This is a genomic window from Fundidesulfovibrio sp. YSD1 (genome assembly GCF_055397115.1).
Genome location: NZ_AP043666.1, coordinates 2,339,278 through 2,364,855 on the forward strand (window position 1 = coordinate 2,339,278; position 25,578 = coordinate 2,364,855).

A 25,578-nucleotide genomic window follows, 5' to 3' on the forward strand; every position below is an offset into this window, starting at 1 on the left:
CCCCTTCGGTTATTTCTTGCCCTTGGACTTGGGCTTGGACGACTTGCCCTTGGCGGCGGGCTTCTTCGCGGCGGTAGGCGCTGACGCCTTCGGCGCCTGGGCCTTGGCCTCGGGCGCGGGCGCCGCCACCGGCGCCTCCTGCTTGAGTGCCGGGGCGGGGGCTGCCTCCTTTACGGCGGGGGCCTGGGCGGCCTCTTTCACCACGGGGACGGCGGCGGCCTCTTTCACGGCCAGGGGCGCTTCGGGCTTGGGCGCAGGCAGGGTCTCGGCAGCCTCGGCGGGCAGGTCGGCCTGGGCTTCGGGCGCGCCCGCCGGGGCTCCCCCGCCGCAGCAGGCCCCGCGCGGGGCGCAGGTGATGAAGGTGCCGTACTTCTCCAGTTCGTCCACGCGGCAACTCCAGACCATGCGGCCCTTGTGCAGGATCGCGTCCGGGCAGCCGTCGCACATGTTCTGGCGGCCGTCCTCGGACACGTCGCAGGGCTGGATGATCATCACGGACTGGATGTTCAGGCACTCGGTCCAGCGCTGCGGGTCCTTGAGCCATTTCCAGAAGATCTTGCGGATGCTCTTGTTCACCAGGGCCAGGGGGAGCATGGCCTGGCCGGTGCTGGTCACGCCCGGGCGGGTGTAGGCCAGGTAGGTGTCCCAGAAGAGGTGGTGGAGGCTCTGGACCATCTCCGCGAACTTGGGGTCCAGGTAGCCCAGGGTCTTGTCCGGGTAGCCCACCTTGAGGGTGAGCAGCCACTTCATGGAGCGCGGGTCCTCGGTGCCGTTCAGGAAGGCGCAGGGCTCGAACTCGGGGTCGAGCTCCCTGATCTTGTCCGCCACTTCCTGGGCCACGATGTCCTTGTGGGCCTCCATGTGGTCCAGGTGGTAGACTAGGTCGTGCGTGTCTACCCTGCGGCCGTGGACGTAGGCGTCGAACCCGGCCTGGGCCTTCACGGAGCGGAACAGGATGAAGACCATGGTCTGCACCTTGTCCATGTTCTCCTGGGCCCAGCGCGTGAGCATGGGGATGTCGTCCAGGGTGTCGCGGTAGATGGTGGCGTTGAAGGCGCAGGCCACCTTGCCGCCGCCGTGCTCCTTGATCATCTCCGCGAGCTTCATGCGCAGTTCGCACAGCTCGGCCTCGGTCTTGCCGGACCAGCCGGGGCGCTTCTGGTGGGAGTCCACGTGCATGGTGAAGCCCACGAGCCCGGCCTTGGCCAGGTCGCGCACCAGCGCCGGGGTCAGGGCGTGGCCGTTGGAGTTGATGATGGGCTTCCAGCCTTGGGCGGAGACGTAGCGCACCAGCTCCACGATGTGCGGGTAGATGAGCGGCTCGCCTCCGGCGATGGAGACGCCGTCCGTGCGGCGCAGGGTGCGCACGGTCTCGAGCTCCCGGATCACGTCCTCCAGAGGCCGGTGTCCGTTCGGGTCGTTCTCGCGGTAGCAGCCCTCGCAGTAGAGGTTGCACTTTGTGGTGGGCTCGAGCCACGTGATGGCGTTGTCCGCGAGGTTCCAGGGGAGGCGGTAGTACGACTCGGGGGTCAGCGGGCGCTTGGGGTTCATTGGCGAGTCCGTGTGCTGATGGTATTACGGGTCATTCTGGAACAATCGAGCGCGTGTTAGCGCAATCCGTGCGCATTGGCAACGTCGGGCAGCCTGCCCGAGGCGACGAAGGAGCTCACCAGGGAGAAGGCGTGCTCGTTGCCCCGGAAGTCCACGGAGCGCACGCGCTCCCGGCAGGCCTCCACCTTGGACTCGAACCCGGCCACGGCGGCCTCGTCCAGGTGGTGCATGTCCAGGTGCAGGCCGTAGCCCAGCTTCTGGAGGTAGAAGGCGTTCAGCCACTGTTCGAACGCGCCCTTCACGGGCAGGGAGATGATGGGCTTGCCGTAGTACAGGGCCTCGCTCATGAGCGTGTGCCCGCCCCCGCAGATGACGAAGTTGCAGGAGGCCATGTCGGCAAGCAACCCGTCCTCGCTGAAGCTCTTGAAGGTCAGGTTGCCGTCCACGGCGTCGCGGCCGTAGCCGTAGACGATGACGGGCCTGCCGAGCGTCTTGAGCAGGGGCACGAAGCGGTCGCAGATGGAGCAGCTCTGGTAGACCAGGATGTGTTCGCCCACCTCGGCCTCGTGCTCGAAGACCTTTTCGCGGTGGATGGGCGGGGAGATCGCCCGCCCGTGCCCCGGCTTCAGGGGCGGCTGGTAGAAGCTGATCACCAGGTGCGCCGAGGAGGCCGAGAAGAGGTTGTTCACGGAGAACGACGTGGAGGCCATGTCCCACCAGACCGAGCGCGGCAGGGAGTGCTCGCAGAGGGTGATCACGTGCTGGTGGTCGATGGACAGGCAGGGCACGCCCGCGCGTTTGGCCGCGATGGGCACGAAATACTCGTAGTCGGAGATGCACACGTCGGGCTTGAAGCGCTCGATGACCTTGCCCATGCGCGCAAGTTCGCTGCCGCGCTTGGCGAAGGTCTTCGCGGCCAGGGCCACAGTGGCGGGCAGGTCCAGGGCGTAGTTCTTGTAGCGCGTGCCCGGGTTGAGCGCGGTCTCCACCGGGTAGTGGCGGCGCAGGATGCCCGCGGCCTCCTCGCTGGTGACGAAGAGGAACTCGTGCTCGGGGAAGCGCCTGGCCAGCGTGAGGGCGCGGATGGCGTGGCCGTGCTGGGAGCCGTGAACGCCGTAGAGAATGCGTGCCATGGTCTTTTTCGTCTCCAGGGAAAAGGGAGTCCGGCGGGGCGCTGCCCCGCACCCCGCAAGGGCTCCGCCCTTGACCCGGCAGGGGGATGATCCCCCTGCACCCCGCCATGGCTTCGCGTCGGTCACCGACGCGAAGCCCATTTGCGGGTCCAGGGGGCCACGCCCCCTGGCGGGTGCAGGGCAGAGCCCTGCCAGGGCATGGGGCAGCGCCCCACTTCAAAAATCCGAGAGGGCGCGAGCCCTTTGGCCGCCGGAGGCTTCCATTACTACGGTCTAGGCGATGTCCGGCTTGTTGTGGGCGAGCCACAACTGGAGCACCAGGAGCGTCCAGAGCTCCTTGCGCCGGTCGATCCGGCCCGAGTCGTGCTCGTCCACGAGCGCGCGCACGGTCCTGGGGTCGAAGAGGCCCTGGCGCTTCAGGTGCGCCTCGCCGAGCAGTTCCTCCACCAGGGGTTTCAGCTTGTCGCGCAGCCAGCGCGCCACCGGGATCAGGAACCCGCGCTTGTTGCGCGTGAGGATCTCCGGGGGCAACACGTCGGCCATGGCCTTCTTCAGCAGGTATTTCCTGGTCAGCCCGCGCAGCTTGAGGTTCGACGGCAGGCGCGAGGCGAACTCCGCGAAGTCGCGGTCCAGGAAGGGGGCGCGCGCCTCCAGGGAATGCATCATGGTGCAGCGGTCCACCTTGACCAGGATGTAGTCCAGCATGAACTGGCGCGCGTAGGCGTGGAAGGCCCGGTCGAAGTCGTTGTCCGCCCTGGAGCGGTCGAAGGCCCGGCGCGTGGACGAGAAAAGGGTCTGCCTGGACAAAAAGGAGTGGTCCGGCGTGAGCCAGAGCCGCTCCTGGAGTTCCGGGTGCAGGGCCGTGAGCCAGGTCTGCACGCGCAGCCAGCCGGGCTGGCGGGCCCCGGCCAGGAAGGTGGTCGCGCCCAGGCGCAGGTTCACGTAGCCGTCCGAGGCGGGCAGCACGGCGCAGATGGGGTCGATCACGCCCTTGCGCAGCACCCCTGGCAGGGCGTTGTAGAGCCGCGCGGCCTTGAGCCCGATGAAGTGCTCGTAGCCCGCGAACAGCTCGTCCGCGCCGTCCCCGCCCAGGGCCACGGTGACCTTTTCGCGGGTGATGCGCGAGAGCAGGTACGTGGGCGCGATGGAGGGGTCGGCCATGGGCTCGTCGAAGCGGGTGACGATCTCGGGCAGCAGGTCCGCGCACTCCTCGGCCGAAAGGATGCGCTCGTGGTGGTCGGTGTCCCACATCCTGGCCACGGAGCGGGCGAACGAGGACTCGTCGTAGCTGGCCTCGGTGAAGCCGATGGAGAAGGTCTTGATGCGCGGGGCCTCGCGGGCCATGAGCCCGGCCACGATGGAGGAGTCTATGCCGCCCGAGAGAAACACGCCCAGGGGCACGTCCGAGATCATCCTGCGCTTCACGGCCTGGGAGAGGAGCCTGCGCAGCTCCTCTATGAGCTCCTGCTCGGAAGCGCGCGCGGGTTCCGGCGCGGGCAGCTCCCAGTAGGAACCGAGCGTCACCTCGCCGTTTCTGAGCACCAGCCAGTGCGAGGGCGGCAGCTTGCGCACCTCCCGGTAGATGCACTCCGGGGTGGGCACGTACTCGTAGGCCAAAAAGCGCGACAGGGTGCGCGGGTCCACGCTGAGAGACAGCCCGGGCGCGAGCCGCAGGGCCGAGAGCTCCGAGGCGAAGGCGAAGAGCCCGTTCTGCAGGGTGTAGTAGAAGGGCTTCTTGCCGAAGCGGTCCCGGGCGCAGAAGAGCGCGCGCTCCTTGCGGTCCCAGAGGGCGAAGGCGAACATGCCCTCGAAGCGCTCCAGGCAGCGCGGGCCCCACTGGAGCCACCCGGCCAGGATGACCTCCGTGTCGGAGTGGGTGCGGAACGCGTGGCCCCTGGCTTCCAGTTCGGCGCGGACCTCCTGGAAGTTGTAGATCTCGCCGTTGAAGGTCACGGCGCAGCGCCCCGTGGCGTCCTCCATGGGCTGGCCGCCCGTGGAGAGGTCGATGATGGAGAGGCGGCGGTGCCCGAGCGCGGCGGGTCCCTCAACGAGGTGGCCGTCGCCGTCCGGGCCGCGATGGGCGAGGTTCCCGGTCATGGCCCTGAGGGCTTCCAGGGCGTCTGGCCCCAGGGGCTCCCCGGAGGCGCGCACGAACCCGGCGATGCCGCACATGGCCTAGGCCCCGTTCCCGGAGGCCGGGCCTTGCCCAGCCAGAAGCTCGGCCTTGAAGATTTCGAAGAGTTTCCTGCCGTTGGCCGCCGGGTCGAACATCTCGCGCACCAGGTCCCGGCCGCGCGCGGCCATGGCCACGGCGCGCTCCCTGTCCGAGGCCATGTCCGCGATGGCCCGGGCCAGGGCATCGGGGTCCTTCTGCGGAGCGATGAGCCCGGTTTCGCCGTGGCGGATGACCTCGGGGATGCCGCAGACGTCCGTGGCCACCACGGGCAGGCGGTGGGCCAGGGCCTCCATAATCACGTTGGGGATGCCGTCGCGGTCGCCCGAGGAGTGCACCACGCTCGGCACGATGAGCATGTCGTGGCTCTTGAAGAGCCAGGTCAGGCGGTCGTGGGAGAGAAAGCCCGGCATGTCCGCCACACCGTCCAGGCCCAGGCGCTTGTGCAGGGCCCTCAACACCGGGCCCTGGAACCCCGCGCCAACCAGGGTCAGCTTGAAGTCCAGGCCCTGGTCGCGCAGCAGGGCGCAAGCCTTGAGCAGCACGTCGAAGCCCTTGGTCCTGGCGAAGCGGCCCACGGCCAGCAGTTTGAGCGGCGGTGTCATGGCCACGTCGCTTTCGCCTTTCTCCTTGAGCGTCAGGCTGTTGTAGACCAGCTTGATCTTGTCCGCCTGGTCCGGGGCCTGGGAGGAGAGGTAATCGATGTTGGCGCGGTTGTTCACGCGCACGAAGGCGCTGGCGCGGATCTTGTCCGCCAGGGCCCCGTCCGGGGGGTAGATGTCGCCCGCGCGCCCGGCCATGGAGAAGGGGATGCCGGTGAGGCGCGAGGCCACCCAGGCGGCCGTGGCCGGGCCCCCTGCCCAAGGGGCGTGGATGTGCGCCACCTTGTCGCGCTCGAGAAGCCGCGCCAGGCGGAAGCCCGCGAAGAACGCCCACCAGCTCTCGCCCGTGATCTCCAGGCTGCACCAGCGCCGCAGGGCGATTTCCTTCATCAGGCGGATGAACGAACCCGGGTCGCGCCTGTTCCAGTAGAGGATGTCGCGTATCATGAGCGGGATCGCGAAGGCGCCCATGCGCCTGACCCCGTGGGAGAAGTCGAGCATTTCCGGGGAGCAGTTGGCGAGCTTCTTGCCGTACAGGCTGTACACGAGCACGTGCAGGCCCTCGCGGCGCAGGGCCTGGACCTCCCGGAAGATGAAGGTTTCCGACGAGAGGGGAAACCAGAGCAGGACGTATGCGGTGATGGGCAGATTCAAACTGAGGCCTCGGGTGTGGTCTGACGGGCTAATACCGTCGCCGGGTTTTATTCCAGGCCGGGCGCGGTGTAAAGCGCGACGGACGGGGCGGAGGAAAAACTTGACATCGGCCGCAATGTCACACATCCGCTTGGATAGGGCTGCCGGGCAGGTATTATGCGCACGGTTCGGCACAGTTTCAACCTACCGGGAATCCTCATGAGCCAGACGAACATCCTGCTTGAATCCGGCACGAACGAACTCGAGATCGTCGAATTCTACATCGACGAGCAAACCCCAAGCGGCCCCTACCGCAGCTATTTCGGCGTGAACGTGGCCAAGGTGCTGGAGATCATCCGCAAGCCAAAGGTCACCGAGATGCCCAGCACCCCGCACCCGGCGGTGAAGGGCACCTTCAACCTGCGCTCGCGCATCATCCCGCTCATAGACCTGTCGGTCTGGCTGGGCAAGGACATGGTGGACAACGAGGCCCCCAAGGTCATCGTCAGCGAGTTCAACAACATCACCAACGCCTTCCTGGTCTCGGGCGTGACGCGCATCCACCGCCTGAGCTGGGAGCAGGTGGAGCCGCCCAGCGGCTACGTGGCCAGCTTCTCTTCCAACAGCTTCACCGGCGTGGTCAAGTTCGAGGACCGCATCGTGCTGCTTCTGGACATGGAGAAGATCATCTGGGACCTGAACCCCAGCCTGGCCATGCGCGAGGAGGCGGGCGAGGAGACCAAGGTCCAGCCCACGGACGAGATCGCCTACCGGGCCTTGGTGGTGGACGACTCCGGCTCCATCCGCAAGCTCATCGTGAACACCCTGGAGCGCGACGGCTACGAGGTGGTGCAGGACATCAACGGCCAGAAGGCCTGGGACCGGCTCGTGGTGCTCAAGCAGAAGGCGGCCGAGGCCGGCACGGACGTGCTGGAGCTGGTGAACCTGGTGGTCAGCGACATCGAGATGCCCGTGATGGACGGCCACAACCTGTGCAAGCGCATCAAGGACGACCCGGTGCTGCGCGACATCCCGGTGATCCTGTTCTCGTCGCTGATCAACGACAAGCTCTACCACAAGGGTCAGTCCGTGGGCGCGGACGACCAGATCACCAAGCCCGAGATCGGCTTGCTGACCAGAAAGGCCAAGGAACTCATCGAGCAGAAGGGCCGCCCGCGCCGGAAGTAGGCGAGGCCCCGCTTGCCCCGGGGGGCGAGGGCGTGTAGACGGGTTTTCCGCGCGCGGAGGGATGGCCGAGCGGTTTAAGGCGGTGGTCTTGAAAACCATTGGCGGGGAGACCCGTCCGGGGGTTCGAATCCCTCTCCCTCCGCCAAATGACGATCTAGGGAAGTCCGAGAAGGTCCAAAAGTCCCTGAAAATATTAAGAGGCTGGGCTAGCGATAGTCCAGCCTCATCCATTTTCGTCCATTGACAGCCGGACAACTGACCGGATAACAAACCGGACACCTGCCGAATCTGACCGGACAACATCCGTTCGGATCGAGGTTCGGTTCCGGAGGTCGCATGGCGCTCACCGAAATTGCCGTCAAGTCCGCGAAGACACAGGGAAAAACCGTCCGCCTCAAGGATGAGAGAGGCCTCTATCTGGAAGTGTCGCCCAAGGGCGGGAAGTGGTGGCGGTTGCGCTACTGGCTGGACAACAAGGAAAACCGCCTGAGTTTGGGCGTCTACCCTGACGTTAGCCTGAAAGAGGCGAGGGAACGCCGCGACGCCGCCCGCAAGCAGATTGCCGCAGGAGTGGACCCGTCCAAGGCCCGAAAGGCCGAAAAAGCCGATGCGCTGGAGCGGGCCGAAACCTTCGAAGCCATCGCCCGCGAATGGCACGCCCGCATGGCCCCCACCTGGACGGAGCAGACGGCCAAGACGAACATTGGCCGCCTGGAGTTGGACATCTTTCCCTATCTTGGCGCTCGCTCCATCAAGGACATTGCCGCGCCTGACGTGCTGGCCGCGTTGCGCCGTGTGGAGTCACGCGGAGCGGAGGAAACGGCCAGGAGGTTGCGGACCCTGTGCGGCCAAGTTTTCCGCTACGCTGTGGCCTGTGGCAAGGCCGAACGCGACCCGGCGGCGGACCTTCGCGGAGCGCTCGCCAAGGCCAAGCCGAAGAACTTCGCCTCCATCACGGACCCGCGCGAGGTGGCCGGGTTGCTCAGGGCGATAGACGACTACGGTGGCACGCCGGAAACGCTTGCGGCGCTCAGGCTGGCCCCGCTGACCTTCGTGCGTCCTGGCGAGCTGCGCCGGGCTGAGTGGTCCGAGATCGACCTTGACGCCGCAGAGTGGCGCATCCCTGCCGAGAAGATGAAGATGCGCGATGCTCACATCGTGCCCCTGTCCAAACAAGCCGTGGCGATTCTGCGGGAACTCCATCCCCTGACGGGCCGGGGCCGCTACTGTTTCCCGTCCGGTCGCACAAAAGACCGTCCCATGAGCGAGAACACCGTCAATGCGGCCCTGCGCCGCTTGGGCTACTCCAAGGAAGAGATGACCGGGCACGGCTTCCGCGCCATGGCCTCTACGCTGCTTCATGAGCAGGGCTGGCCGTCTGACGTGATCGAGCGCCAGCTTGCCCATGCCGAGCGCAACAAGGTCAAGGCCGCGTACAACAGGGCTGGACATCTTCCGGAGCGCCGGAAGATGATGCAGGCATGGGCGGATTACCTCGACGCGCTTCGCAAGGGGGGCAGGGTGGTCCCGCTGCACCGGGAGGCGGCGGAGGCATAGCCGCCGGGGGCGGTTGCCAATCTGGACACGTGCAACCAAGGTGGTTACAGTGATTCGGAGCTTCAAGCACAAGGGCCTGGAAATGCTTTTCCTCGATGGTTCCACCAGGGGCATTCAGGCCAAGCATGCCCAAAAGCTGACGGACATCCTGGATTTGCTCGACAACGCCCGGCGGCCCGAAGACATGGGCTTCCCCGGTTCGGGCCTTCATCCGCTCAAGGGAAACCGGGCCGGGTTTTGGGCCGTGAAGGTTTCCGGCAACTGGCGGCTGGTATTTCGCATGGAGCAAGGAGACGCCCACGATGTTGACTATCTCGACTACCACTGAGCCGCTGCGGCGGAAGATGACCCGCAAGCCGTCCCATCCTGGCGGCATCCTCAGGCGCATGTACATGGAGCCCTTGGGCTTGACCGTGACCAAGCTGGCCGAAGTTCTGGGGGTGTCGCGCAAGCACCTCTCCGCCGTGCTGAACGAACGGGCCGGAGTGACGCCGGACATGGCCCTGCGGCTGTCCAGGGCCTTCAGCACCACGCCGGACCTGTGGCTGAACATGCAGCAATCGCATTCCCTGTGGTGCGCGGAACATGAGGCTACGGGCTGGGAGAGTGTGGTTCCCGTGCCCATGGATGGGGTAAACAGCAGCCAGGCGGAGGCTTAGCCGACTTTTCCCCGCCCTAGGGTAGCTCCCGAAAAGCCGCGTCCCTGGCGGCCTGGTCAGTGTTGTCCTGCATGGCGATACTTGACCTGCGTGGCTTTTTTTGAGAACAGACCCGCCCCTTATTTTTTTCTTGGTCCGCACAACTGCTTCTTGGGGTTGTGCATTTTGTTGGTGCGTTGTCGCCAGGGCCGAGAAATTCTGGTGAAGCAGGTTCCTGGAAACCCGCGCCACGTCTTGCTTTTCATGACTTTGACTGCCCTCCTTGACGTTTCCATTTTTTTCGGCATCATATTGTCCAGTACAAGGCGAGCAGGACTTCTTTTGTTTATCAAAAAGCAGAGGCCGCCCAAGACTGGCTTGAACGGCCCCGACGGGGATGGCCCCGAAGTGTGTAGCACCACCGCACTTCTGCCGGATTCTCCCGCCCGAATCAAGCCATTCCTGGACACGACCTCAAGAAGGAGGCGCGTATCTCCGGTTTTCCCAAAGAGGGGCCTCGTCTCGCCCGGATGCGCGAGGCGGCAGAGAAGTCGGCAATGGCGCTTCAGGAGCTTGGCTTTTCCAGCCTGACGCAAGCTCAAAAAAACGCAGTAGGAGGGTATGTACAACTCCTGCTTGAAGCACAGGCGAAAGGAATGACGGGCTCTTGTGTCATGCGAACACACTTCGTAAAGGGAGTGCCGAGGCAGGTAGTCCCGCTTCAAGAGGTACAAGGGCAAGTCATTCATTGCTAGATGACTGAGCTTATTCACCGGTTACTGTAACCCCCCTTCACGAAGGGGCCAACTACAGCCCGGCTAGGCCGCATGCGATGCGGTTTGGCCGGGCTTTCTTTGTTTCTTGGGAGGAAACATGAAGACAGAAGCCATGAAACAGATTCCGGAAACGGGCTTCCTTCGGGAAAAGCAGGTGCTTCAGTTCATCCCGGTCAGCCGCTCCGCGTGGTGGGCTGGAATCAAAGAGGGGCGCTATCCTTCGCCCGTGAAGCTGGGACCGCGCACGAGCGCATGGCGGGCTTCGGACATTCGCACCCTGATTGCCCGACTTGCGGCCTAGGGCTTTGCCCATGAAACGCGAGACCTCCATCATGAGCCGGGGGCTGAGAGAGACGGGACCTAGCAAGCCCTTCGTCGCATCCTTGCCGTTCATGGTAAAAGCCCTGATAACCATTCTCGCCGCCCACGAACTGGCCCCCGCCGCCCTGGCGGCCTTCATCCTGCGCGTCCTGCACCTGGGGGCCGCATGAGCACCCCCCGAATCGACTTCGACCGCATCAACGCCGTGGCCCTGGCCAGCCTGGAAAGCCTCCTGTCCAGGTGGCTGCCCGGCGGGAAGGTCAACGGCGAGGAATACGTGTGCGGCTCCCTGGACGGCGAAGCGGGACGGTCCCTGTCCGTCAACCTGACCTCGGGCGTCTGGCGCGACTTCGCCGGGGACGCGGGCGGTTCTGACCCCGTGAGCCTGTACGCCGCGATTCATGGCATCGGCCAAGCCGACGCGGCCCGTAAGCTGGCCGTTGAGCTTGGCATTGATCCTGGCGGCAACGGTTCGGCACCCAGGCCGCAAGGGCAGGCCAAGGCCAAGCCCGCCGACGAATGGAGGCCCGTCCTCCCTGTCCCTGACGGCACGCCCGGGCCTGACTTCAAGCATCCCGGCCACGGGCTGCCGTCGATGCACTGGCCTTACCGTGACGGCCAGGGGCGGTTGCTGGGCTACGTCTGCCGGTTCGACGTCGTGGACAAGGAAGGGAAGCCAGACAAGACGGTTGCCCCCTTGACCTTCTGCCAGGGGCGGGGCGGTTCCATGCGCTGGAAGTGGAAGGGGTTCCCTGTCCCCCGCCCGCTTTACGGCCTGGATCGTCTGGCCGCCGCCAAGCCTGATGCCCCCGTGTTGTTGTCGGAGGGGGAGAAGAGCACTGATGCCGCTCAACGTCTTGTGTCGGGGGCCGTGTGCATGACGTGGCCCAACGGCTCGAAGAACGTGGGCAACGCGGACTTCTCCCCCCTGGCCGGGCGGCGCGTGGCCGTCTGGCCGGACGCGGACAAGCCGGGCTTCGAGGCCGCCCTCGCTCTTGCCGCCAGGGTGAAGGAGGCCGGGGCCGTCGAAGTGTCGATCATCCCGCCCCCTAGTGGCGTGCCCGAGAAGTGGGACTTGGCGGACGGGGAGGCCGAAGGCTGGACCTTGGAAAGGGTCAAAGAGCACATCAAAGCCCACAAGATGGACGTGGCCGCTTTCGAGGCGATGGCGCGGGAGCGGCACGGTATTGAGGCCAAGACCTCGGCCAAGCGGGAGGGCTCCACGGCCTCGGGCTGGTTCCCGTTCAAGGCCCGGGCCGATGGCGTCTACTTCCTGGAGGATGACAGCGATCCGTCCTGGCTGTGCTCCCCTCTGGCCGTGCTGGCGATGACCCGGGACGGCGAAGGCAGAGAATGGGGGCGGTTGGTGGAGGTGGTGGACGCGGACGGCAACGCCCACCGCTGGGCAATGCCCATGTCCGCTCTGGCCGGGGATGGGCAAGAGTACCGCCGCGAACTGCTTTCCATGGGACTGCGGCTGGCCTCCGGGAAGGGGCCGAAGCGCCTGCATGACTTCCTGACCCTCTCCCGGCCCGAGGCCCGAGCCCGTTGCGTCTCCCGCGTGGGCTGGCATGGCCGCCGCTTCGTTCTCCCCGATGGCGTCTACGGCTCCCAGGACGGCGAGGAGGTCATATTGCAGGGCGGGCCTGCGGACCACGCCTTCCGCGTGGCTGGGAGCCTCCAGGACTGGCAACAGGCCGTCGGGCGATACTGCCCCGGCAACTCCCGGCTGGTGCTTGCCGTGTCCGCCGCGCTGGCCGCGCCGCTCCTGGCCCTGGCCGGGGCGGAGTCGGGCGGCTTCCATCTGGTGGGCGGATCGAGCACCGGCAAGACCACGGCCTTGCGCGTGGCCGGGTCCGTGTGCGGCGGGGGCGGCCTCAATGGCTATCTCCGCCAATGGCGGGCCACGGACAACGCCCTTGAGTCTATTTCCTCCGGGTCCTGCGATTGCCTCTTGCCCCTGGATGAACTCGGGCAGGCGGACGCCAAGACCGCCGGAGCCGTTGCCTACATGCTCACCAACGGCCAGGGCAAGGCCCGCTCCCGGCGCGACGGCACGGCCCGCAAGCCCCAGGAATGGCGCGTGCTGTTCCTGTCTACCGGGGAAATCACCCTGGCGGACAAGGTGCGCGAGGATGGCCGGGGCAAGATCATGGCCGGGCAGGCTGTCCGGGTGGTGGACATCCAGGCGGACGCCGGGGCCGGGTTGGGGCTGTTCGAGGACATCCACGGTTTCGACGCTCCCGCCGCGTTCGCCCGCCATCTGAATGAGCAGGCCCGGAGCGTCTACGGCTCACCCCTGCGGGCCTTCCTGGAGAAGCTGACCGCTCGATACGACGAAGCGGCCCAGGCCGCCCCGGAGTTCGTCCGGGAGTTCGTGGCGGGGGTTTGCCCTCCCGGTGCTGACGGCCAGGTGTCCCGGGTCGCGGCGCGGTTCGGGCTTGTAGCTTGCGCTGGGGAGTTCGGCGCGGCCTGGGGCGTGCTGTCCTGGCCCAAGGGTGATGCCCGGCAGGCTGCGGCCCGGTGCTTCCGGGATTGGCTGGACGCCAGGGGCGGGGCTGGCGCGGCGGAAGTGACGGCGGGGCTTGCCCAGGTGCGACAGTTTTTCCAGGCCCACGGCGCGGCCCGCTTCGAGACGTGGGGAGAGGCTGCGGACGCCTCCAGGATCATCAACCGGGCCGGGTTCCGACGCAAGGATGAGAACACTGGGGAATGGTCCTTCTACGTCTTCCAGGACGTGTTCAAGGTGGAGGTCTGCCAGGGGCAGAACGCGGAGATGGTGTTGCGCGAGTTGAAGGCGCGGGGCCTGCTCCTGACGCAAGAGGCGAAAGGCCTGACGGTCAAGCCGCGTATTCCCGGCGTGGGGAGCGGGACGCGCTTCTATCACATCGCCCCGGGCATCCTCGGGGAAGGCGAACAAACGACCACATGGCAAAATCAGGTCGGGACAGGCCGGGACGATAGGGACACGTTGACCGGCCTTGGTTCCGGGTGTCCCTACCCTGAGCATGACAGGTCGGGACGGTCGGGACAAACCGGCTCCCCGGCGAAGCCTGTCCCTACCTGTCCCTACCCTGAAAACGGGAGGTCGGGACAGTCGCAATCAAGCAATGGCGCGGTGTCCCTACCTGTCCCGAATGTCCCTATCCATAATGACGAGGGGGAGAAAAGACAACCGCTCGAACGCCATTCGAGGTTGGTCCTGTGAACGCCCTTGTCTGGATGAAATCAACCGGCGTGGGGGTGGGCCTGACCCCGGAAGGCGGGCTTGAACTGGATGGACTCGAAAACCTGGACGATGAGCTTTACGCCCGCGTCCTGGAGGTGGCCCGCGCCCGCAAGGCGGAGATCGTCGAGGAGCTTCGAGCGGACAATCTCAGGACACCTCAACGCGCGCGCGGGGAGGCTGTGGCCGGGGCGAATGTGTCTCATTCTGGCCCCATCCCTGCCGACGCTTCCCCTCTGGAGGCCTTGGCCCGGTTCGAGGCGGACCCGCGCGGCGTGGTCTCATGGCTGGCCCAACAGCGTGAAGGGCAATCCCGCCACCTCTCCGCCCGCTGGGTTGCCCTGATTCAGGCCGAAGCCAAGGAGCGAATGCGAAACATGGAATGATCGTTTTCATGGACATCATCATCCCTTGGGGAACAAGGGCACATCTTTGTTCGCGGGCAGTTCGGCTTTGGAAGCAGGGAAGTTTAGCCAAATGATTTCGTAAAAAATTCCGGGGGAGCACATGGGCGGTATCGGTTCCGGGCGGCCTGGCTGGAAGAGGAAGACGAGGGAAATGCTTCGGCTGGACGTGGCCAACCTGCACAAGTGCGGCGCGTTGGAGAGCGGAAGAGCCGGTCAAATCACCTGGAACAGGGGGGGCGGCGAAACATCCACCGTTTCCTTCCAGGGCCTTGGCTACGCCTTGAAGCTCATGTTTCGCGTTCGGGTGAATGGCGGCGAGTGGGAAGAAGTCTCACAGACGATCCATCTTGAGCGGACGCCTTGCCGGTATGGTGGAAACCGGCCCTGGTTCACCTGCCCGGGGTGCTGGGGGCGCGTAGGAGTGCTCTACGGCTTGCGGGCCTTCCTCTGCCGGTCCTGCCACAAGCTGGCCTATGCCTCGCAAAGCGAAGACAGGCCGGACCGCCTCTTACGCCGGGCAAACAAGCTGCGGGCGCGGCTGGGCGGGAAGGCCGGGGTGTCCTCATTCATCGTCAAACCCAAGGGGATGCGGTGGGCGACGTTCGAGCGGATGGAGCAAGAAATCCGGCAGTTCGAGAATACAGGGTTATTGCTGGCAATGAATAAATTCAGAATGGTGTTGTGAGAAGCATGGCTTGCACCACGAAGTAGCCAAGTCTTTGAGGGGGCGATCAATGTTTGTCCTCTACAGGATGATTTCATAACATCGCCTGCCGAGGTCCGGCTTCTGCCCTGTCTCCTGCTCCAGGTTGAATGAACGCAAGAATTCTGCTTCATCGAAGTAGAAAATGGTCCAATCTGGGAGCTCTCGCTTTAATTGTTTGGCAATATCCAGCCCCTCGGAAGCAAAGGCATCCATATCAAAGTCTTTGTCTCTACCCTCGTATTCAAGGTCATACCACCAATTCCAGGCGATGAATCGTTCCCTGAGGTCATCACTCAACGGCAGGCTGTAGGGCGAGAGAGAACCGGAGCTTGTCCACAAGCCCTCTGCGCAAAAGTCCGCCATGACCTTAAGGAATTTGTCCTCAACATGAAAAAAAACGTCACTATGTTGTGAACTCATGCCGCCTCGTACCTCCCCTCTCCCAGACGGCGCACCTGTCCCAGGCTGGCCAGGGTTTCCAGCAGTTCGGCCACGCGGTCACGCTTGGCTCGCTTGAACAGTTTGGCCACCTGCTCCGCGCTGACGGGCTTGGACTGCGCCGAAAGTACCGCCGCCACTGCTGCGGCCTGTTCCGGCAACGTTCCGGGCCACGGCAAGGCGGCTTTCTTGGCCTTGGCGGGCAGGGCCACGAGTCCGGTGGGCAGTTGCACGGCACGCGGCGCGTTGGGGGCCTGATAGTCCGGGCGCAGCCAGCGAATGAAGCCGTTGGCTTCCTCCTCCTGGCGTTCCTGGTTGAGCGCGAGCAGGCGGGAAAGCACCTCGGCTTCCGGCAGGTCCGCAGGCCAGCCATAGGCCTCGGCAACCGCTTGGTCCAGGCTGTCGTGGAGTTCTTTCAGGATGCCCACAAGGCCCTTGTCGTGGATGATCCTTTCCGCATCGGTCAGGGCGCGGCCTGAGCGCAAGGCCTCCAGGACGTTGTAGAGCTTTGTGAGCGTCAGTTCTTCGGGGTGGGCGGCAAGACGCTCCTTGCGGTGGGCGTCGATGCGCTCCGCAAGGTCGCGGATGCGGGCCTTGAGCGCGGGCGCAGGGTCCGCAGGGAAGGGGAAGGTTTCGAAGCAACGGGTTTTGTTGTAGCGCGGACGGTCTTCGAGTGTTCCCCCTTGAACCAGTGCCCAAGCGACATGGAACCTGCTGGAGAGGATGCCCAAATGGTAGGCGTCAGCGGTCGCGATGGCCACAATCATGTTGTCCGGAAGAATTGTGGCATCCAGGAATTGAAAGACCCGGTGTTTGGCGGTTTCCACCGTGGCGATGTAGCGCGGCAGGCCCGCCAGGGCAGGACGGAATTCCCTACGTGGCTCTCCAAAGACCCACCAACAATCCTTGTACGAAGCGCGATTGTTACTGTCCCGTTCAGGCTTCACCCGTTCGTGCAGCCATTGGTATACTTCGGGGTAACATACGCGAAGTTCATCCACTGAGAGCCCAAAACAGTCAATGACCATTGCCCCACGTGAATTTGCCGTAAGGTCCCGCCCGTTGACGTAGCGTCTGATATGTTGTTCCAGGCCTGCACGGCTCCCCAGCCCCAGGCACTTGGCCTGTTCCGGGGTAACGATGAAGCCCGCCCCGTGGAGCTTGACCCCAGGGCAACTCAACCCCTCGCAGGCCTTTAAAGCTTTCGAGGCACTGAGGTCAGCACCGAGGCTCAAATCCGGGTTGACGTGCCCCGTGCTCTCCAGCATTTCGACAACGACTTCCCCGTGTTCTCCCGGTGTTTCCTTGACCACCTGGAGCAGCCTGCCCGGCAAATGCCCCGCCTCGGCAACGGTCAAACCGATCCGAACGTCCGCCGCGCTGGAGCCGTCTTTCCAGGGGTGGTCCGGTATTGCGTAGACGATGCTGACGGAATGCTTCGCGTCGGCAAGGAAAGGCTCCACAACGCGCCGGTTGAAGGTCTGGGACAAGGAATTCGTCGTGATGAAGCCGAAGCGCCGCGCCTTGCCGTCTCGCACCGCAAGCGCAGCCTTGTGCCACCAGAACATGACGAAATCAGCCGACTTTGGAACCTTGGGGTAGGCTTTGTGGATAGCGTCGAAATAGGCCTCCCCAAAGGCTTCGCGCTTGTCTTTGCCGCCCAGGAACGGTGGATTGCCCACGATGAAATCAGCCTGCGGCCATTCGTACGGCTTTGGATGCTCGAAGCGCAGCACGGGGACGCGCTGGGTTTCATCCGGCACAGGCTTGCCCGTGACGGCATGAATAAACGTGCTGACGCCATCCCAGCGGGTTTCGGGCTGGCCGTGCTTGTCCAGCACCGGCACAAGGCCCTGGTGCGTGATGAGCGCGTCCCGCTCCTGGATGTTGCCGAAGTTCTGGATGACCGGGATAGGCGGGTTGACATCCCCCTTGGTGCGGAAGTGCCATTGCAGATAGCCTATCCACAACACCAGTTCAGCGATGGCCGCCGCGCGCGGGTTGATTTCCAGCCCAAGGAGTTGCCTGGGGTCCACGGTCAGGTTCTTCATTTCCGCCAGGAACTCTTGCGAAAGCCCTTCGCGTCCGAGGTCGCTTTCAAAATCCAAAACTTCCGCTTCCAGGCGCTTCAGATGCTCAAGGCAGACATAGAGAAAGTTCGCCGTGCCGCAGGCGGGGTCCAACACCTTCACCTGAGTCAGACGCCTATGGAAGGCCTTCACTTCGTCCCAGGCCTCGCGGTCTTTTCCCTGGCTCAGAAGCAGGGTGGCGGCGGTCTGGACGCCAAGCCATTCCTCCCGAAGGGGCTCTATCACCGTGGGCAGCACGAGGCGTTCGACATAAGCACGGGGGGTGTAGTGCGCTCCAAGGCGATGGCGCACTTTGGGGTCCAAGGCCTGTTCCAGCAGCGTGCCGAAGATGGCGGGCTCCACCTCCCGCCAATCGGCGCGGGAGGCTTCCAGAAGCAAGGTGAGCTGGCTCCAGTTGAGAGGCAGGGCCTTGGCATCGTGGAACAGCCCGCCGTTGAAATAGAGCACTTGCTTTTTCAGGGCCACGCACCATCCGCCGGTGTTCATCTTGGCCCAAAGCTCTTCGACCGTGGGCACGAAGCCGTCCGGCGCGTCCAGCAGCGATTCCAGCAGGCCCGTGAAACAGCGCTTCGGCAGGAGCCCCACGTCCTCCGAAAACATCGTGAACAGACAGCGCATGAGGAAATCCGCCGCGATACGGGGTTCATGGCCCTGCTCTTCAAGCGACCTGGCCAGACGGGCAAGGCTTTCTGCAACCTGGAGCGTGACGCGGGCTTGGCGCTTGCTGGGGTCCAGGCTCAAGGGGTCCAGCCAGATCGAGCGCAGTAATTCCCGGACGCGGGGCTCCTTGAGGGAGTCCAATTCTATGCGGTGGTTCTTGGGATCGGGGAAAGGCGTGTACGTCGCGCCGGAGCGGCTGAATTCAGCGTACAACTCAAAGCAGTGGCCCACGTCCACTATGAGCAGAAACGGCGGACGGCCCTCGCTGGCAGGCAATGCTCGGGCGTAGGATTCGGCCTGATTCTTGGCGCGCAGCATGGCCGTCTTCCATGCTGCCGTGCCGCGCCTGAGCCCCGCCTTGGAGCCCACGCCCGGCAACAGGCCGCGCTCCTGCGGTTGATCCTTCGCTTGCTTGGCTTCGAGCACGAACGCGCCACGCCGGTACAGGTCGATGCGCCCTGTGCTCGTGGTCCCGTCGCCATGCTTGAACACCACGTCGCGTTCAAAACCGTAGTGGCTGAGTGTTCCAGGCGTGACGGGCCTTGGCTCCTCAAGCTCCAGCAACCGGCACAGGTCGATGAGGAAGGGCTGCGCGTTAGCCCGCTCCGAGCCCCCGGAGGGTTTCCACTTGGCTATGAAGCGTTCGGCGGCGTCAGACATGGAACGCATTTAAGCTACCGGCATAGCGGACGCAATAGCGCGTGTCTTATAACCGCTAGAACAATAGGCGAGCAGCGGGTTACGGGCCTGTTGCTCTTGCATGGTTCCAGAGGGCGGCAATCACGGGGGGCGCAAGATCGGCAAACGCCGGTCGCTGGCGGCCTGGGGGAGAAGATCGGGGCGGACCGGGGGAGGGGGGCAAATGTTCACGCCGTCAGGAGGGTAGACCGGGTGCGCTCTTTCGCGTAGAGTTTCGGCATGATTTTGGCTTTTTTTACAGGCTAATTGGAGCCTGGAACCAGGGGGGGATAGGCAGCCCGGCGAAGATGAGAGAAATTTCAAGCCGGACAACAAACCGGACAACATGCACAAGCCATATTGCAAAAAATAAGATATTTTAATGTGATATGCGCTGGATTCGGTGTCCTCTCCCGCCATCCCGCATGCGTGAACGAGGCCGGACTGTCCCCCGTGGCGGGGCGGTCCGGTTGCTGCTTGCGGTTCGGCCCGCGCCGCTGCGTCACCACCCGAAGCGCACGAGGTTACGACAATGCTGGAGAAGGCCCTGCGCGAGGCCCTGCCGTCGCTGGTCGAGTCGCTTTACGGCCCGCGCGCGATCCGCGGGATGCTGCAGCAGTCCGGGGTGAACGTCGTCCCCGCCAACTTCTACTCCAACACGCCCTCCCTCGCCGAGATCGAGGAGTCCTACGAATACCGGGAGAAGGACCCTCCGTACCTGAACCGCGACGTCTTCGTGCAGCAGAGGCTCCAGGACGAACTGGCGGCCCTCGTGGAGTATTCGGCGGAGTTCGATCCGCCGGACAACGGGGACGAGGAAAAGGCCACGGCCTTCTTCTGGAACAACACCCAGTTCTCCTTCAGCGACGCCATGGCCTACTACGCCTACGTGCGCCGGCTCCGGCCGAAAACCGTGGTCGAGATAGGGAGCGGGTTCTCCTCCTTCGTGGCGCTGGAAGCGCTCGGCAGGAACGGGGCGGGCCGCCTGGCGTGCATCGAGCCTTTCCCGAGGCCTTTCATCGAGGAACTGGACCGTCAGGGAAGGCTTGGGCTCCACAGGATGCGGGCTCAGGACCTCACCCCCGAGGCGCTCGACTCCATGCTGGACGACGGCGACATCCTGTTCGTGGACTCCACCCACACCGTCAAGACCGGCAGCGACTGCCTGCACATCTATCTGCGGCTCATCCCGGCCGTCAGGAAGAGGATCTACATCCACGTCCACGACGTGTTCCTGCCGTTCGGGCTGCCCCAGGACTGGCTGCTGGACTTGCAGATACACTGGACCGAGCAGTACCTGCTGCTGGCCTGGCTGACGGACAATCCCCGGGCCAAGGTGCTCTTCGGCAGCGAGTACCACCGGCACTTCAACCCCGGGCAGCTCGCCAACCTGATGCACGGCCGCTCGGCTCCCAAGGGCGGCAGCCTCTGGATCGAATACGACGGCAGGCGCTAGCCCCGGCGTGAAGCCGCCGGGGGACGGACAGGGGGGGCTTCAGCCTTGGCCTTCCCGGTCCCCCGTCACCTTCCCGATCACTTCCTTGAGTTCCGCCGCGTCGAAGGGCTTGGGCAGGTACGCGTCCATGCCCGCGTCCAGGAAGGCCTGCCTGTCCTCGTCCAGGGCGTAGGCCGTCACGGCCACGATGGGCACGCGGGCCTTGGCCGCGAACTCGGGCGCGGTCCTGATGATCTTCGTGGCGGCCACGCCGTCCAGCACCGGCATCTGCACGTCCATCAGCACCAGGTCGAAGTCCTGCCCGGCCAGCATCTTGAGGGCCTCCTGCCCGTCGTGGGCGGCCTCCACCGCGTAGCCGCGCTTCTCCAGCATGCGCTTGGCGCTCAGCATGTTGATCCTGTCGTCCTCCACGAGGAGCACCCTGAGCCGCCCCGGGCTGTCCTGGGAATCCCCGGCTTCGCGGGCGGCGGGCTCTTGCGCCGCTGGCTGCGAAGGCAGCCCGAAGGTCAGCGAGAGATAGACCGTGGTGCCTTCCCCCTCGGTGGTGTCCACGCCGAGTTCGCCCCCCATGAGCTTCACCAGCCTGCGCACGATGGAGAGCCCGAGCCCAGCGCCCTGGAAGCGCTTGGTGTAGACGTCGTCGGCCTGCACGAAGGGCTCGAAGACCAGCTTGAGCTTCTCCTCCGAGATGCCGATGCCCGTGTCCTCCACCACGAAGAGCATCTGCGCGCGCGAGGGGCTCACATCCGCGATCCGGGCGATCTCCACCTTCACCGAGCCCTTCTCGGTGAACTTGACGGCGTTGCCCACCAGGTTGAACAGGATCTGGCGCAGGCGCATCTCGTCTCCCGCGAGCACCGGGGGGACTGACGCGTCCAGGTCGAACCCGAGGTCCAGGCCCTTCTGCCTGGCCGTGGGGGAGAAGAGCTCCAGCACCGAGCCCTTGAGGTTGGCCGGGGCGAACGGGGCGGAGTCGAGCGCCAGCCTGCCGGAGTCCATGCGCGAGAGGTCCAGGATGTCCGAGAGCAGCTGGCCCAGCCTGTTGGTCGAGGCGATGGCCGAGGCCAGGCACTCCTTCTGCTCGTCGTCGAGTTCGCCGAACTCCATGAGCTGGAGCATGCCCAGGATGCCGTTCAAGGGCGTGCGGATCTCGTGGCTCATGTTGGCCAGGAAGTCCGACTTGGCCTTGTAGGCGGACTCGGCCGCCTCCTTGGCCTTGCGCATGACCTCCTCCTCGCGCTTGCGCCCGCTGATGTCGTGGAAGAACACCAGCGCTCCGGACTGGCCCGCGAAGCGGAAGGGCACGGCCGCTGTCTCGGCCTCCAGCTGCGAGCCGTCCAGACGCAGGAGGATCATGTCGCTAGGGGGCGCGGGCTCCTCGAATTCGTTGAGCGCGCGGATGCGCTCCCTGGCCTTGTCCTTGAAATCGGGATGAATGTGGTCGAGCACCTGCCTGCCCTGGAGCGCGGCGGCGTCGCTCGCGCCAAGGAGGCTCGCGGCCGTGGCGTTCAGGTAGGCGAAGCGGCCGCCGGTCTGGATGAAGATGCCCACGGGCGCGCTGTCGGCCAGGGTGCGGAAGCGTTTCTCGCTCTCCTGGAGTTCCTGCTCGGCGCGCTTGCGCTCCGTGATGTCGAAACAGTGCCCGATGTAGCCCAGGTAACGGCCCTCGCTGTCCAGGCGCGGCGTGGCCTGCTCCGCCATCCAGCGATAGAAGCCGTCGGCGCCCAGCAGGCGGTACTCCCACTTGAAGGGTTCGCGCTTGGCCACGCGGCCGGAAACCACGGCCTCGCGGCGCGCCAGGTCGTCCGGGTGCAGGCTTGCCTTCCAGCCGTCGCCGAGCTGTTTGTCCGGCGTGCTTCCGGTGAAGGCGAGCCAGCGCTGGTTGAAGTAGGTGCAGGAGCCGTCCGGGCCGGAGGTCCAGATGAGCGCCATGCCGCTGTCGGCCAGGGTGCGGAAGTGGTGCTCGCTCTCCTCCAGGCTCTTGCGGAAGCCGTACTCCTCGGACTGGTCCCTGAACACCAGGACCACGCCCTGCATCCCGCCGCCTCCGTCCCCGATCGGGGCCGCGCTGTCGGCGATGGGCCGGGTTGCGCCGTCCCGGGACTTGAGCAGGGTGTGGTTGGCCAGCCCCACCACGACCCCGTGCTCGATGACCTGGCCCACCGGGTCGCGGGCGGGCTCCCCGGATTCCGCGCTGACGATGTCCAGCACCTCGCGCAGCGCCAAGCCCTTGGCCTCGGCGTCCGTCCAGCCTGTCAGGGCCTCGGCCACGGGGTTCATGAGCTCCACGCGCCCGGCCGGGTCGGTGACGATCACAGCGTCGCCGATGCTGCGCAGGGTGGTCTCGTGACGCCTGGCCAGGCGGTCGCGCGCGGCCTCGGCCTGCCGCCTGGCCTTGCCCGCCAGCAGCACCAGCGTGGCGATGACCGCGAGCAGCGCGGCCGAGGCCGTCATGGCCAGGGCGAACTCGCGGTCCAGGCGCTCGGCCCGCCCGGCCATCTCCGAGCGGATGCGCCCGTCCGCCCTGGCGGCCAGGCGCTCCAGCCCGTGGTAGGCGATCATCAGCGCCGTCTCCTTGTCGGGATTGGCCGGGACGGTCCTGCTCCAGTCCGCCAGCAGGGCCGAGAACACGGTGAGGCTTTCCGAGAAGCGCGCGGCCAGTTCCGGGTCGGCGTCGCCAACCCCCGGCATGTCCTTCTCGAACGAGCCCAGGGCCTGGCGCACCAGGGCCAGGCCCTGGTCGCGCTGGAAGGGCGAGCCCGGCTCGTCGGACATGGTCACGGCCAGAAGCCCCAGAGCCAGCTCGGTCCTGGCCTGGCGCAGGCGCTCCACGCGCTGCGTGGCCTGCCTGAGCGAGTCCGTGTAGGCCACGTGCATGAACGCGATGCCCGCGCAGATGAGCGCGGACACGGCCACCGTGCCCCAGATTTCGAACCTGCGGTTCAGGAGCCTCGTGAGCAGAGGGTGCATGGGCGCGTGCGGCGTGTTCATCGTGAAAGGATGTCCTTGGTGGTCTCGCCCGTGGGGAGCTCGTCCTTGCCGAAGCCGAAGGGCTCGACCAGTTCCGCGTAGTCCTCCTTGGACAGCGTGGCGGCGATCTGCCCGTTCCAGGCCTCGCGGAGGCTCTCGTCGGCCTTGCGGAACGCGAAGGCCACGTAGCCCGGCCCTCCGGAGTACCCCGCGCCGGGCTGGTCGAAGGGCGCCGCCATCTCGGTCTTGCCGGGCTTGTCCGTGCCCGCCATCCACCTCACGGAGGGCGCGGAGAGGGCCAGACCGTGGGCGATGCCGCTCTCTACGGCCGCCCGGCCCGTGGCCGCGTCCGGCACGCGCACGAGCCTTTCGTCCGGCAGCCCCATTTTCTTGAAGAGCCTCTCCTCCACCGACCCGGACAGCACGGCGGCGCGCAGCTCGGGCCTGTCCAGGAAGTCGCGGTGGGAGTGGATGCGCAAGGGGTTGCCCCTGGCCACGAGCATGGCCTGGGCGACCTTGGCCACGGGTTCGGAAAAGGCCACGCGCCGGGCGCGCTCGGGGGTGATGAACATGCCCGCCGCGACCACGTCCACGCGGCCGCTCTCGAGTTCGTCGATCAAGGCCCCGAACGCGGCCTGGCGCCATTCGATGGTGTTGATGCCCAGCCTGTCCGCGATGAGCTTGGCCATCTCCGGGCTTTGGCCCGTGACCTCCCCGCCGGGTTTGACGAAGCTGTAGGGGGGCTCCACGGCGTAGCCCACGCGGATGGTCCCGGTGTCCAGGATTCTTTTGAGCGAGTGGTCCCTGCCGCGCAGGAAAACCAGGACGAAGGCGGCGGTGAAAGCCGCGGCCACGAAGAACAGGTTTCTCTTGCTTCTGGCGTTCATCGTCCGGACCTCTGCATATTCACGTCGGCGGCGGCTGGAGCATTGCGAGGGGGCCGCGGTCGGAGCAACTCACCGCTTAGGATTTGGCTTATTCTGTACGCCCCCGGCCATCGCGTTGTCAATTGTGCCTGCGCAAAATATGGATTTGATACGTTGACACAATATCACACCGTAAAAGGAGGGAAAGGCGCGGCAGTCGCTGGCGGCGATGGGGAACGCAAAAGAAGGTGGCCCCGGGCGGTGGTGTCGCCCGGGGCCGGGGTGGGGTCTCCGGAGGGGCCGGTGGGGCGAAGCCCGGTCCGGAGTTTCGGTCAGGAGGCCGATTCGTTCAGGTGAAATCGAAGGAGTCCCCCCGCCCGGCAAAGCGCCCTAAGCATTGCCGGGCGGAGGGAGGTGACTCGACGGCCGTTAGGCCGGCGTGGGTGAGGATGAAGAGTCCACTATGGCGCTGGCGCGGGCGAGTTCGAGGATCCTGGCCTGGGCCTGGGCCTCGCGGTAGGCGCGCAGGTCCACGAACTGGAGCGCTCCCTTGGGGCAAGCCTCCACGCAAGCGCAAACTTCCTTGCCGTTGCTGGCGCGCCAAGCCTGGCAAAGGTCGCACTTCTTGGCCGAGCCCTGGTTGGTCCTGCCGTGCTGCACGTTCTCGCCTTCCATGCCGACCTCGATGGCGCCGAAGGGGCAAGCCATCACGCACATCTTGCAACCGACGCAAAGCGACTCGATCACGTTCACCAGGCCGTCCACCTGGCGGATGGCGCCGAAGGGGCAGGCGTGCGCGCAGGGAGCGTCCTCGCAATGGCGGCACTGGATGGGGAACTTCAGCTTGTCGACCTTGATGACCTTGATGCGGGGCACCACGGGCACGCCGCGCTTCTTGGCTTCACGGAAGGGCATATTGATGTGCGCGCTGACGCAGGCGGCTTCGCACTTCTTGCAGCCGACGCACTTTTCGGGCGTGGCGTAGACGATGGGGTTTTCGTGATGATGAGCTGGCATTGTCATGCCTCCCTGTGGGGTATTTCGACCTCTATGCTTTTCACGTAGAGCTCACGCCCGGTCGAAAGCGTGACGCTGGACCGCTCGCACGCCGGACAGCGCAGGATGCGGCCCGCCTTGACGGCCTTCTCTCCACAAGCGTCGCAACGCCCGGAAGCGGGTATCTTTTCCACGACCAGCCTGGCCCCGTCGGCCTGGGTGCCCAGGGCGATCATCTCGAAGCACTCGGCCAGGGTGGTTTCCTCCACCCCGGCGTATTCCCCCACGCAGAGTTCCACCTGTCGCACCGCCCCCGTACAGGCCCCCTGGGCCTGCCTCACCACGATATCTAGAATGCTCAGCGCAAGCGACGACTCATGCATGCGGGTTCTCCGGGCCGGTCTTGTCCGGCACGGCCTCACCTTCTCTCTTTTCGTTTCGTATTTCTGTCAGCGGCGCGACAGATGGGAAAAAAAACGGAAAAAAGGAGCCGCCCGGCCGGGCGGCTCCTTT

Annotated in this window: 20 protein-coding genes and 1 tRNA gene; 11 read left to right on the forward strand and 10 right to left on the reverse strand. The window is 65.4% G+C overall.

The window, feature by feature from the left end:
* Positions 1-9: 9 nt before the first annotated feature.
* From ACZ5V4_RS10925 to ACZ5V4_RS10940, 4 genes are all read right to left on the reverse strand, one after another.
* Complete coding sequence (locus ACZ5V4_RS10925; protein WP_464314887.1) at positions 10-1,551, reverse strand: radical SAM protein; 1,542 nt, start codon at positions 1,549-1,551, stop codon at positions 10-12.
* A gap of 56 nt (positions 1,552-1,607) precedes the next feature.
* Positions 1,608-2,684, reverse strand: coding sequence for a glycosyltransferase family protein (locus ACZ5V4_RS10930; protein WP_464314888.1), 1,077 nt, complete (start codon positions 2,682-2,684; stop codon positions 1,608-1,610).
* A 273-nt stretch (positions 2,685-2,957) separates the two neighbouring features.
* Positions 2,958-4,856 carry an asparagine synthase (glutamine-hydrolyzing) gene (gene asnB / locus ACZ5V4_RS10935; RefSeq protein ID WP_464314889.1) on the reverse strand — a complete coding sequence of 633 codons (1,899 nt, stop codon included), beginning with the start codon at positions 4,854-4,856 and terminating at the stop codon, positions 2,958-2,960.
* 3 nt (positions 4,857-4,859) lie between these two features.
* Positions 4,860-6,113 (reverse strand): glycosyltransferase family 4 protein, encoded by a 1,254-nt coding sequence (locus tag ACZ5V4_RS10940; RefSeq protein ID WP_464314890.1) that lies wholly within the window; start codon positions 6,111-6,113, stop codon positions 4,860-4,862.
* A 198-nt stretch (positions 6,114-6,311) separates the two neighbouring features.
* Between ACZ5V4_RS10940 and ACZ5V4_RS10945 the strand changes: the two genes are divergently transcribed.
* From ACZ5V4_RS10945 to ACZ5V4_RS10990, 10 genes are all read left to right on the forward strand, one after another.
* Positions 6,312-7,280: a chemotaxis protein gene (locus ACZ5V4_RS10945; protein ID WP_464314891.1), complete on the forward strand. Its 969-nt coding sequence runs from the start codon at positions 6,312-6,314 to the stop codon at positions 7,278-7,280.
* A 55-nt stretch (positions 7,281-7,335) separates the two neighbouring features.
* Positions 7,336-7,425 (forward strand) — tRNA-Ser (locus tag ACZ5V4_RS10950).
* Positions 7,426-7,616: 191 nt separating this feature from the next.
* A complete protein-coding gene (locus ACZ5V4_RS10955) occupies positions 7,617-8,837 on the forward strand; it encodes a tyrosine-type recombinase/integrase (RefSeq protein ID WP_464314892.1) in 1,221 nt (406 codons plus the stop codon).
* A 49-nt stretch (positions 8,838-8,886) separates the two neighbouring features.
* The gene (locus tag ACZ5V4_RS10960; protein WP_464314893.1) at positions 8,887-9,165 is read left to right on the forward strand and encodes a type II toxin-antitoxin system RelE/ParE family toxin; all 279 of its coding nucleotides are present in this window, start codon (positions 8,887-8,889) and stop codon (positions 9,163-9,165) included.
* 16 nt (positions 9,166-9,181) lie between these two features.
* On the forward strand, positions 9,182-9,496 hold the full coding sequence (locus ACZ5V4_RS10965; protein WP_464314894.1) for a HigA family addiction module antitoxin: 315 nt from the start codon (positions 9,182-9,184) through the stop codon (positions 9,494-9,496).
* An 852-nt stretch (positions 9,497-10,348) separates the two neighbouring features.
* Complete coding sequence (locus ACZ5V4_RS10970; RefSeq protein ID WP_464314895.1) at positions 10,349-10,552, forward strand: helix-turn-helix transcriptional regulator; 204 nt, start codon at positions 10,349-10,351, stop codon at positions 10,550-10,552.
* Positions 10,553-10,562: 10 nt separating this feature from the next.
* Positions 10,563-10,742 carry a hypothetical protein gene (locus ACZ5V4_RS10975; protein WP_464314896.1) on the forward strand — a complete coding sequence of 60 codons (180 nt, stop codon included), beginning with the start codon at positions 10,563-10,565 and terminating at the stop codon, positions 10,740-10,742.
* Entirely contained in the window at positions 10,739-13,780 is a 3,042-nt protein-coding gene (locus ACZ5V4_RS10980; protein ID WP_464314897.1) for a DUF927 domain-containing protein, read from the forward strand. Before ACZ5V4_RS10975 ends, ACZ5V4_RS10980 begins: the two co-directional genes overlap by 4 nt.
* Complete coding sequence (locus tag ACZ5V4_RS10985) at positions 13,777-14,184, forward strand: hypothetical protein (protein ID WP_464314898.1); 408 nt, start codon at positions 13,777-13,779, stop codon at positions 14,182-14,184. Before ACZ5V4_RS10980 ends, ACZ5V4_RS10985 begins: the two co-directional genes overlap by 4 nt.
* A 172-nt stretch (positions 14,185-14,356) precedes the next feature.
* Positions 14,357-14,890 carry a hypothetical protein gene (locus ACZ5V4_RS10990; protein ID WP_464314899.1) on the forward strand — a complete coding sequence of 178 codons (534 nt, stop codon included), beginning with the start codon at positions 14,357-14,359 and terminating at the stop codon, positions 14,888-14,890.
* 60 nt (positions 14,891-14,950) lie between these two features.
* Here the strand turns inward: ACZ5V4_RS10990 and ACZ5V4_RS10995 are convergent, their stop codons facing one another.
* Complete coding sequence (locus ACZ5V4_RS10995) at positions 14,951-15,331, reverse strand: hypothetical protein (RefSeq protein WP_464314900.1); 381 nt, start codon at positions 15,329-15,331, stop codon at positions 14,951-14,953.
* Positions 15,328-18,768, reverse strand: a complete 3,441-nt coding sequence (locus ACZ5V4_RS11000) for a class I SAM-dependent DNA methyltransferase (protein ID WP_464314901.1) — start codon at positions 18,766-18,768, stop codon at positions 15,328-15,330. Before ACZ5V4_RS11000 ends, ACZ5V4_RS10995 begins: the two co-directional genes overlap by 4 nt.
* A gap of 541 nt (positions 18,769-19,309) precedes the next feature.
* Between ACZ5V4_RS11000 and ACZ5V4_RS11005 the strand changes: the two genes are divergently transcribed.
* On the forward strand, positions 19,310-20,233 hold the full coding sequence (locus tag ACZ5V4_RS11005; protein ID WP_464314902.1) for a class I SAM-dependent methyltransferase: 924 nt from the start codon (positions 19,310-19,312) through the stop codon (positions 20,231-20,233).
* A 39-nt stretch (positions 20,234-20,272) separates the two neighbouring features.
* Here the strand turns inward: ACZ5V4_RS11005 and ACZ5V4_RS11010 are convergent, their stop codons facing one another.
* The 4 genes from ACZ5V4_RS11010 to hypA all read right to left on the reverse strand — a co-directional run bounded on the left by ACZ5V4_RS11010 (position 20,273) and on the right by hypA (position 25,448).
* A complete protein-coding gene (locus tag ACZ5V4_RS11010) occupies positions 20,273-23,224 on the reverse strand; it encodes a PAS domain-containing hybrid sensor histidine kinase/response regulator (RefSeq protein ID WP_464314903.1) in 2,952 nt (983 codons plus the stop codon).
* Complete coding sequence (gene ehuB, locus ACZ5V4_RS11015; RefSeq protein ID WP_464314904.1) at positions 23,221-24,090, reverse strand: ectoine/hydroxyectoine ABC transporter substrate-binding protein EhuB; 870 nt, start codon at positions 24,088-24,090, stop codon at positions 23,221-23,223. The genes ACZ5V4_RS11010 and ehuB overlap by 4 nt, the downstream gene beginning before the upstream one ends.
* Before the next feature lie 408 nt (positions 24,091-24,498).
* Complete coding sequence (locus ACZ5V4_RS11020) at positions 24,499-25,086, reverse strand: 4Fe-4S dicluster domain-containing protein (RefSeq protein ID WP_464314905.1); 588 nt, start codon at positions 25,084-25,086, stop codon at positions 24,499-24,501.
* Positions 25,087-25,088: 2 nt separating this feature from the next.
* Complete coding sequence (gene hypA / locus ACZ5V4_RS11025; RefSeq protein ID WP_464314906.1) at positions 25,089-25,448, reverse strand: hydrogenase maturation nickel metallochaperone HypA; 360 nt, start codon at positions 25,446-25,448, stop codon at positions 25,089-25,091.
* Positions 25,449-25,578 lie beyond the last annotated feature (130 nt).

Coding starts and splice junctions, on each gene's coding strand:
- ACZ5V4_RS10970 (WP_464314895.1), top strand. CDS start 10,349: ATGAAGACAGAAGCCATGAAACAGATTCCGGAAACGGGCTTCCTTCGG.
- ACZ5V4_RS11005 (WP_464314902.1), top strand. CDS start 19,310: ATGCTGGAGAAGGCCCTGCGCGAGGCCCTGCCGTCGCTGGTCGAGTCG.
- ACZ5V4_RS11010 (WP_464314903.1), bottom strand. CDS start 23,224: ATGAACACGCCGCACGCGCCCATGCACCCTCTGCTCACGAGGCTCCTG.
- ACZ5V4_RS11000 (WP_464314901.1), bottom strand. CDS start 18,768: ATGCGTTCCATGTCTGACGCCGCCGAACGCTTCATAGCCAAGTGGAAA.
- ACZ5V4_RS10930 (WP_464314888.1), bottom strand. CDS start 2,684: ATGGCACGCATTCTCTACGGCGTTCACGGCTCCCAGCACGGCCACGCC.
- ACZ5V4_RS10990 (WP_464314899.1), top strand. CDS start 14,357: ATGCTTCGGCTGGACGTGGCCAACCTGCACAAGTGCGGCGCGTTGGAG.
- ACZ5V4_RS10965 (WP_464314894.1), top strand. CDS start 9,182: ATGACCCGCAAGCCGTCCCATCCTGGCGGCATCCTCAGGCGCATGTAC.
- ACZ5V4_RS10955 (WP_464314892.1), top strand. CDS start 7,617: ATGGCGCTCACCGAAATTGCCGTCAAGTCCGCGAAGACACAGGGAAAA.
- ACZ5V4_RS10945 (WP_464314891.1), top strand. CDS start 6,312: ATGAGCCAGACGAACATCCTGCTTGAATCCGGCACGAACGAACTCGAG.
- ACZ5V4_RS10975 (WP_464314896.1), top strand. CDS start 10,563: ATGAAACGCGAGACCTCCATCATGAGCCGGGGGCTGAGAGAGACGGGA.
- ehuB (WP_464314904.1), bottom strand. CDS start 24,090: ATGAACGCCAGAAGCAAGAGAAACCTGTTCTTCGTGGCCGCGGCTTTC.
- asnB (WP_464314889.1), bottom strand. CDS start 4,856: ATGTGCGGCATCGCCGGGTTCGTGCGCGCCTCCGGGGAGCCCCTGGGG.
- ACZ5V4_RS10995 (WP_464314900.1), bottom strand. CDS start 15,331: ATGAGTTCACAACATAGTGACGTTTTTTTTCATGTTGAGGACAAATTC.
- ACZ5V4_RS10980 (WP_464314897.1), top strand. CDS start 10,739: ATGAGCACCCCCCGAATCGACTTCGACCGCATCAACGCCGTGGCCCTG.
- hypA (WP_464314906.1), bottom strand. CDS start 25,448: ATGCATGAGTCGTCGCTTGCGCTGAGCATTCTAGATATCGTGGTGAGG.
- ACZ5V4_RS10925 (WP_464314887.1), bottom strand. CDS start 1,551: ATGAACCCCAAGCGCCCGCTGACCCCCGAGTCGTACTACCGCCTCCCC.
- ACZ5V4_RS11020 (WP_464314905.1), bottom strand. CDS start 25,086: ATGCCAGCTCATCATCACGAAAACCCCATCGTCTACGCCACGCCCGAA.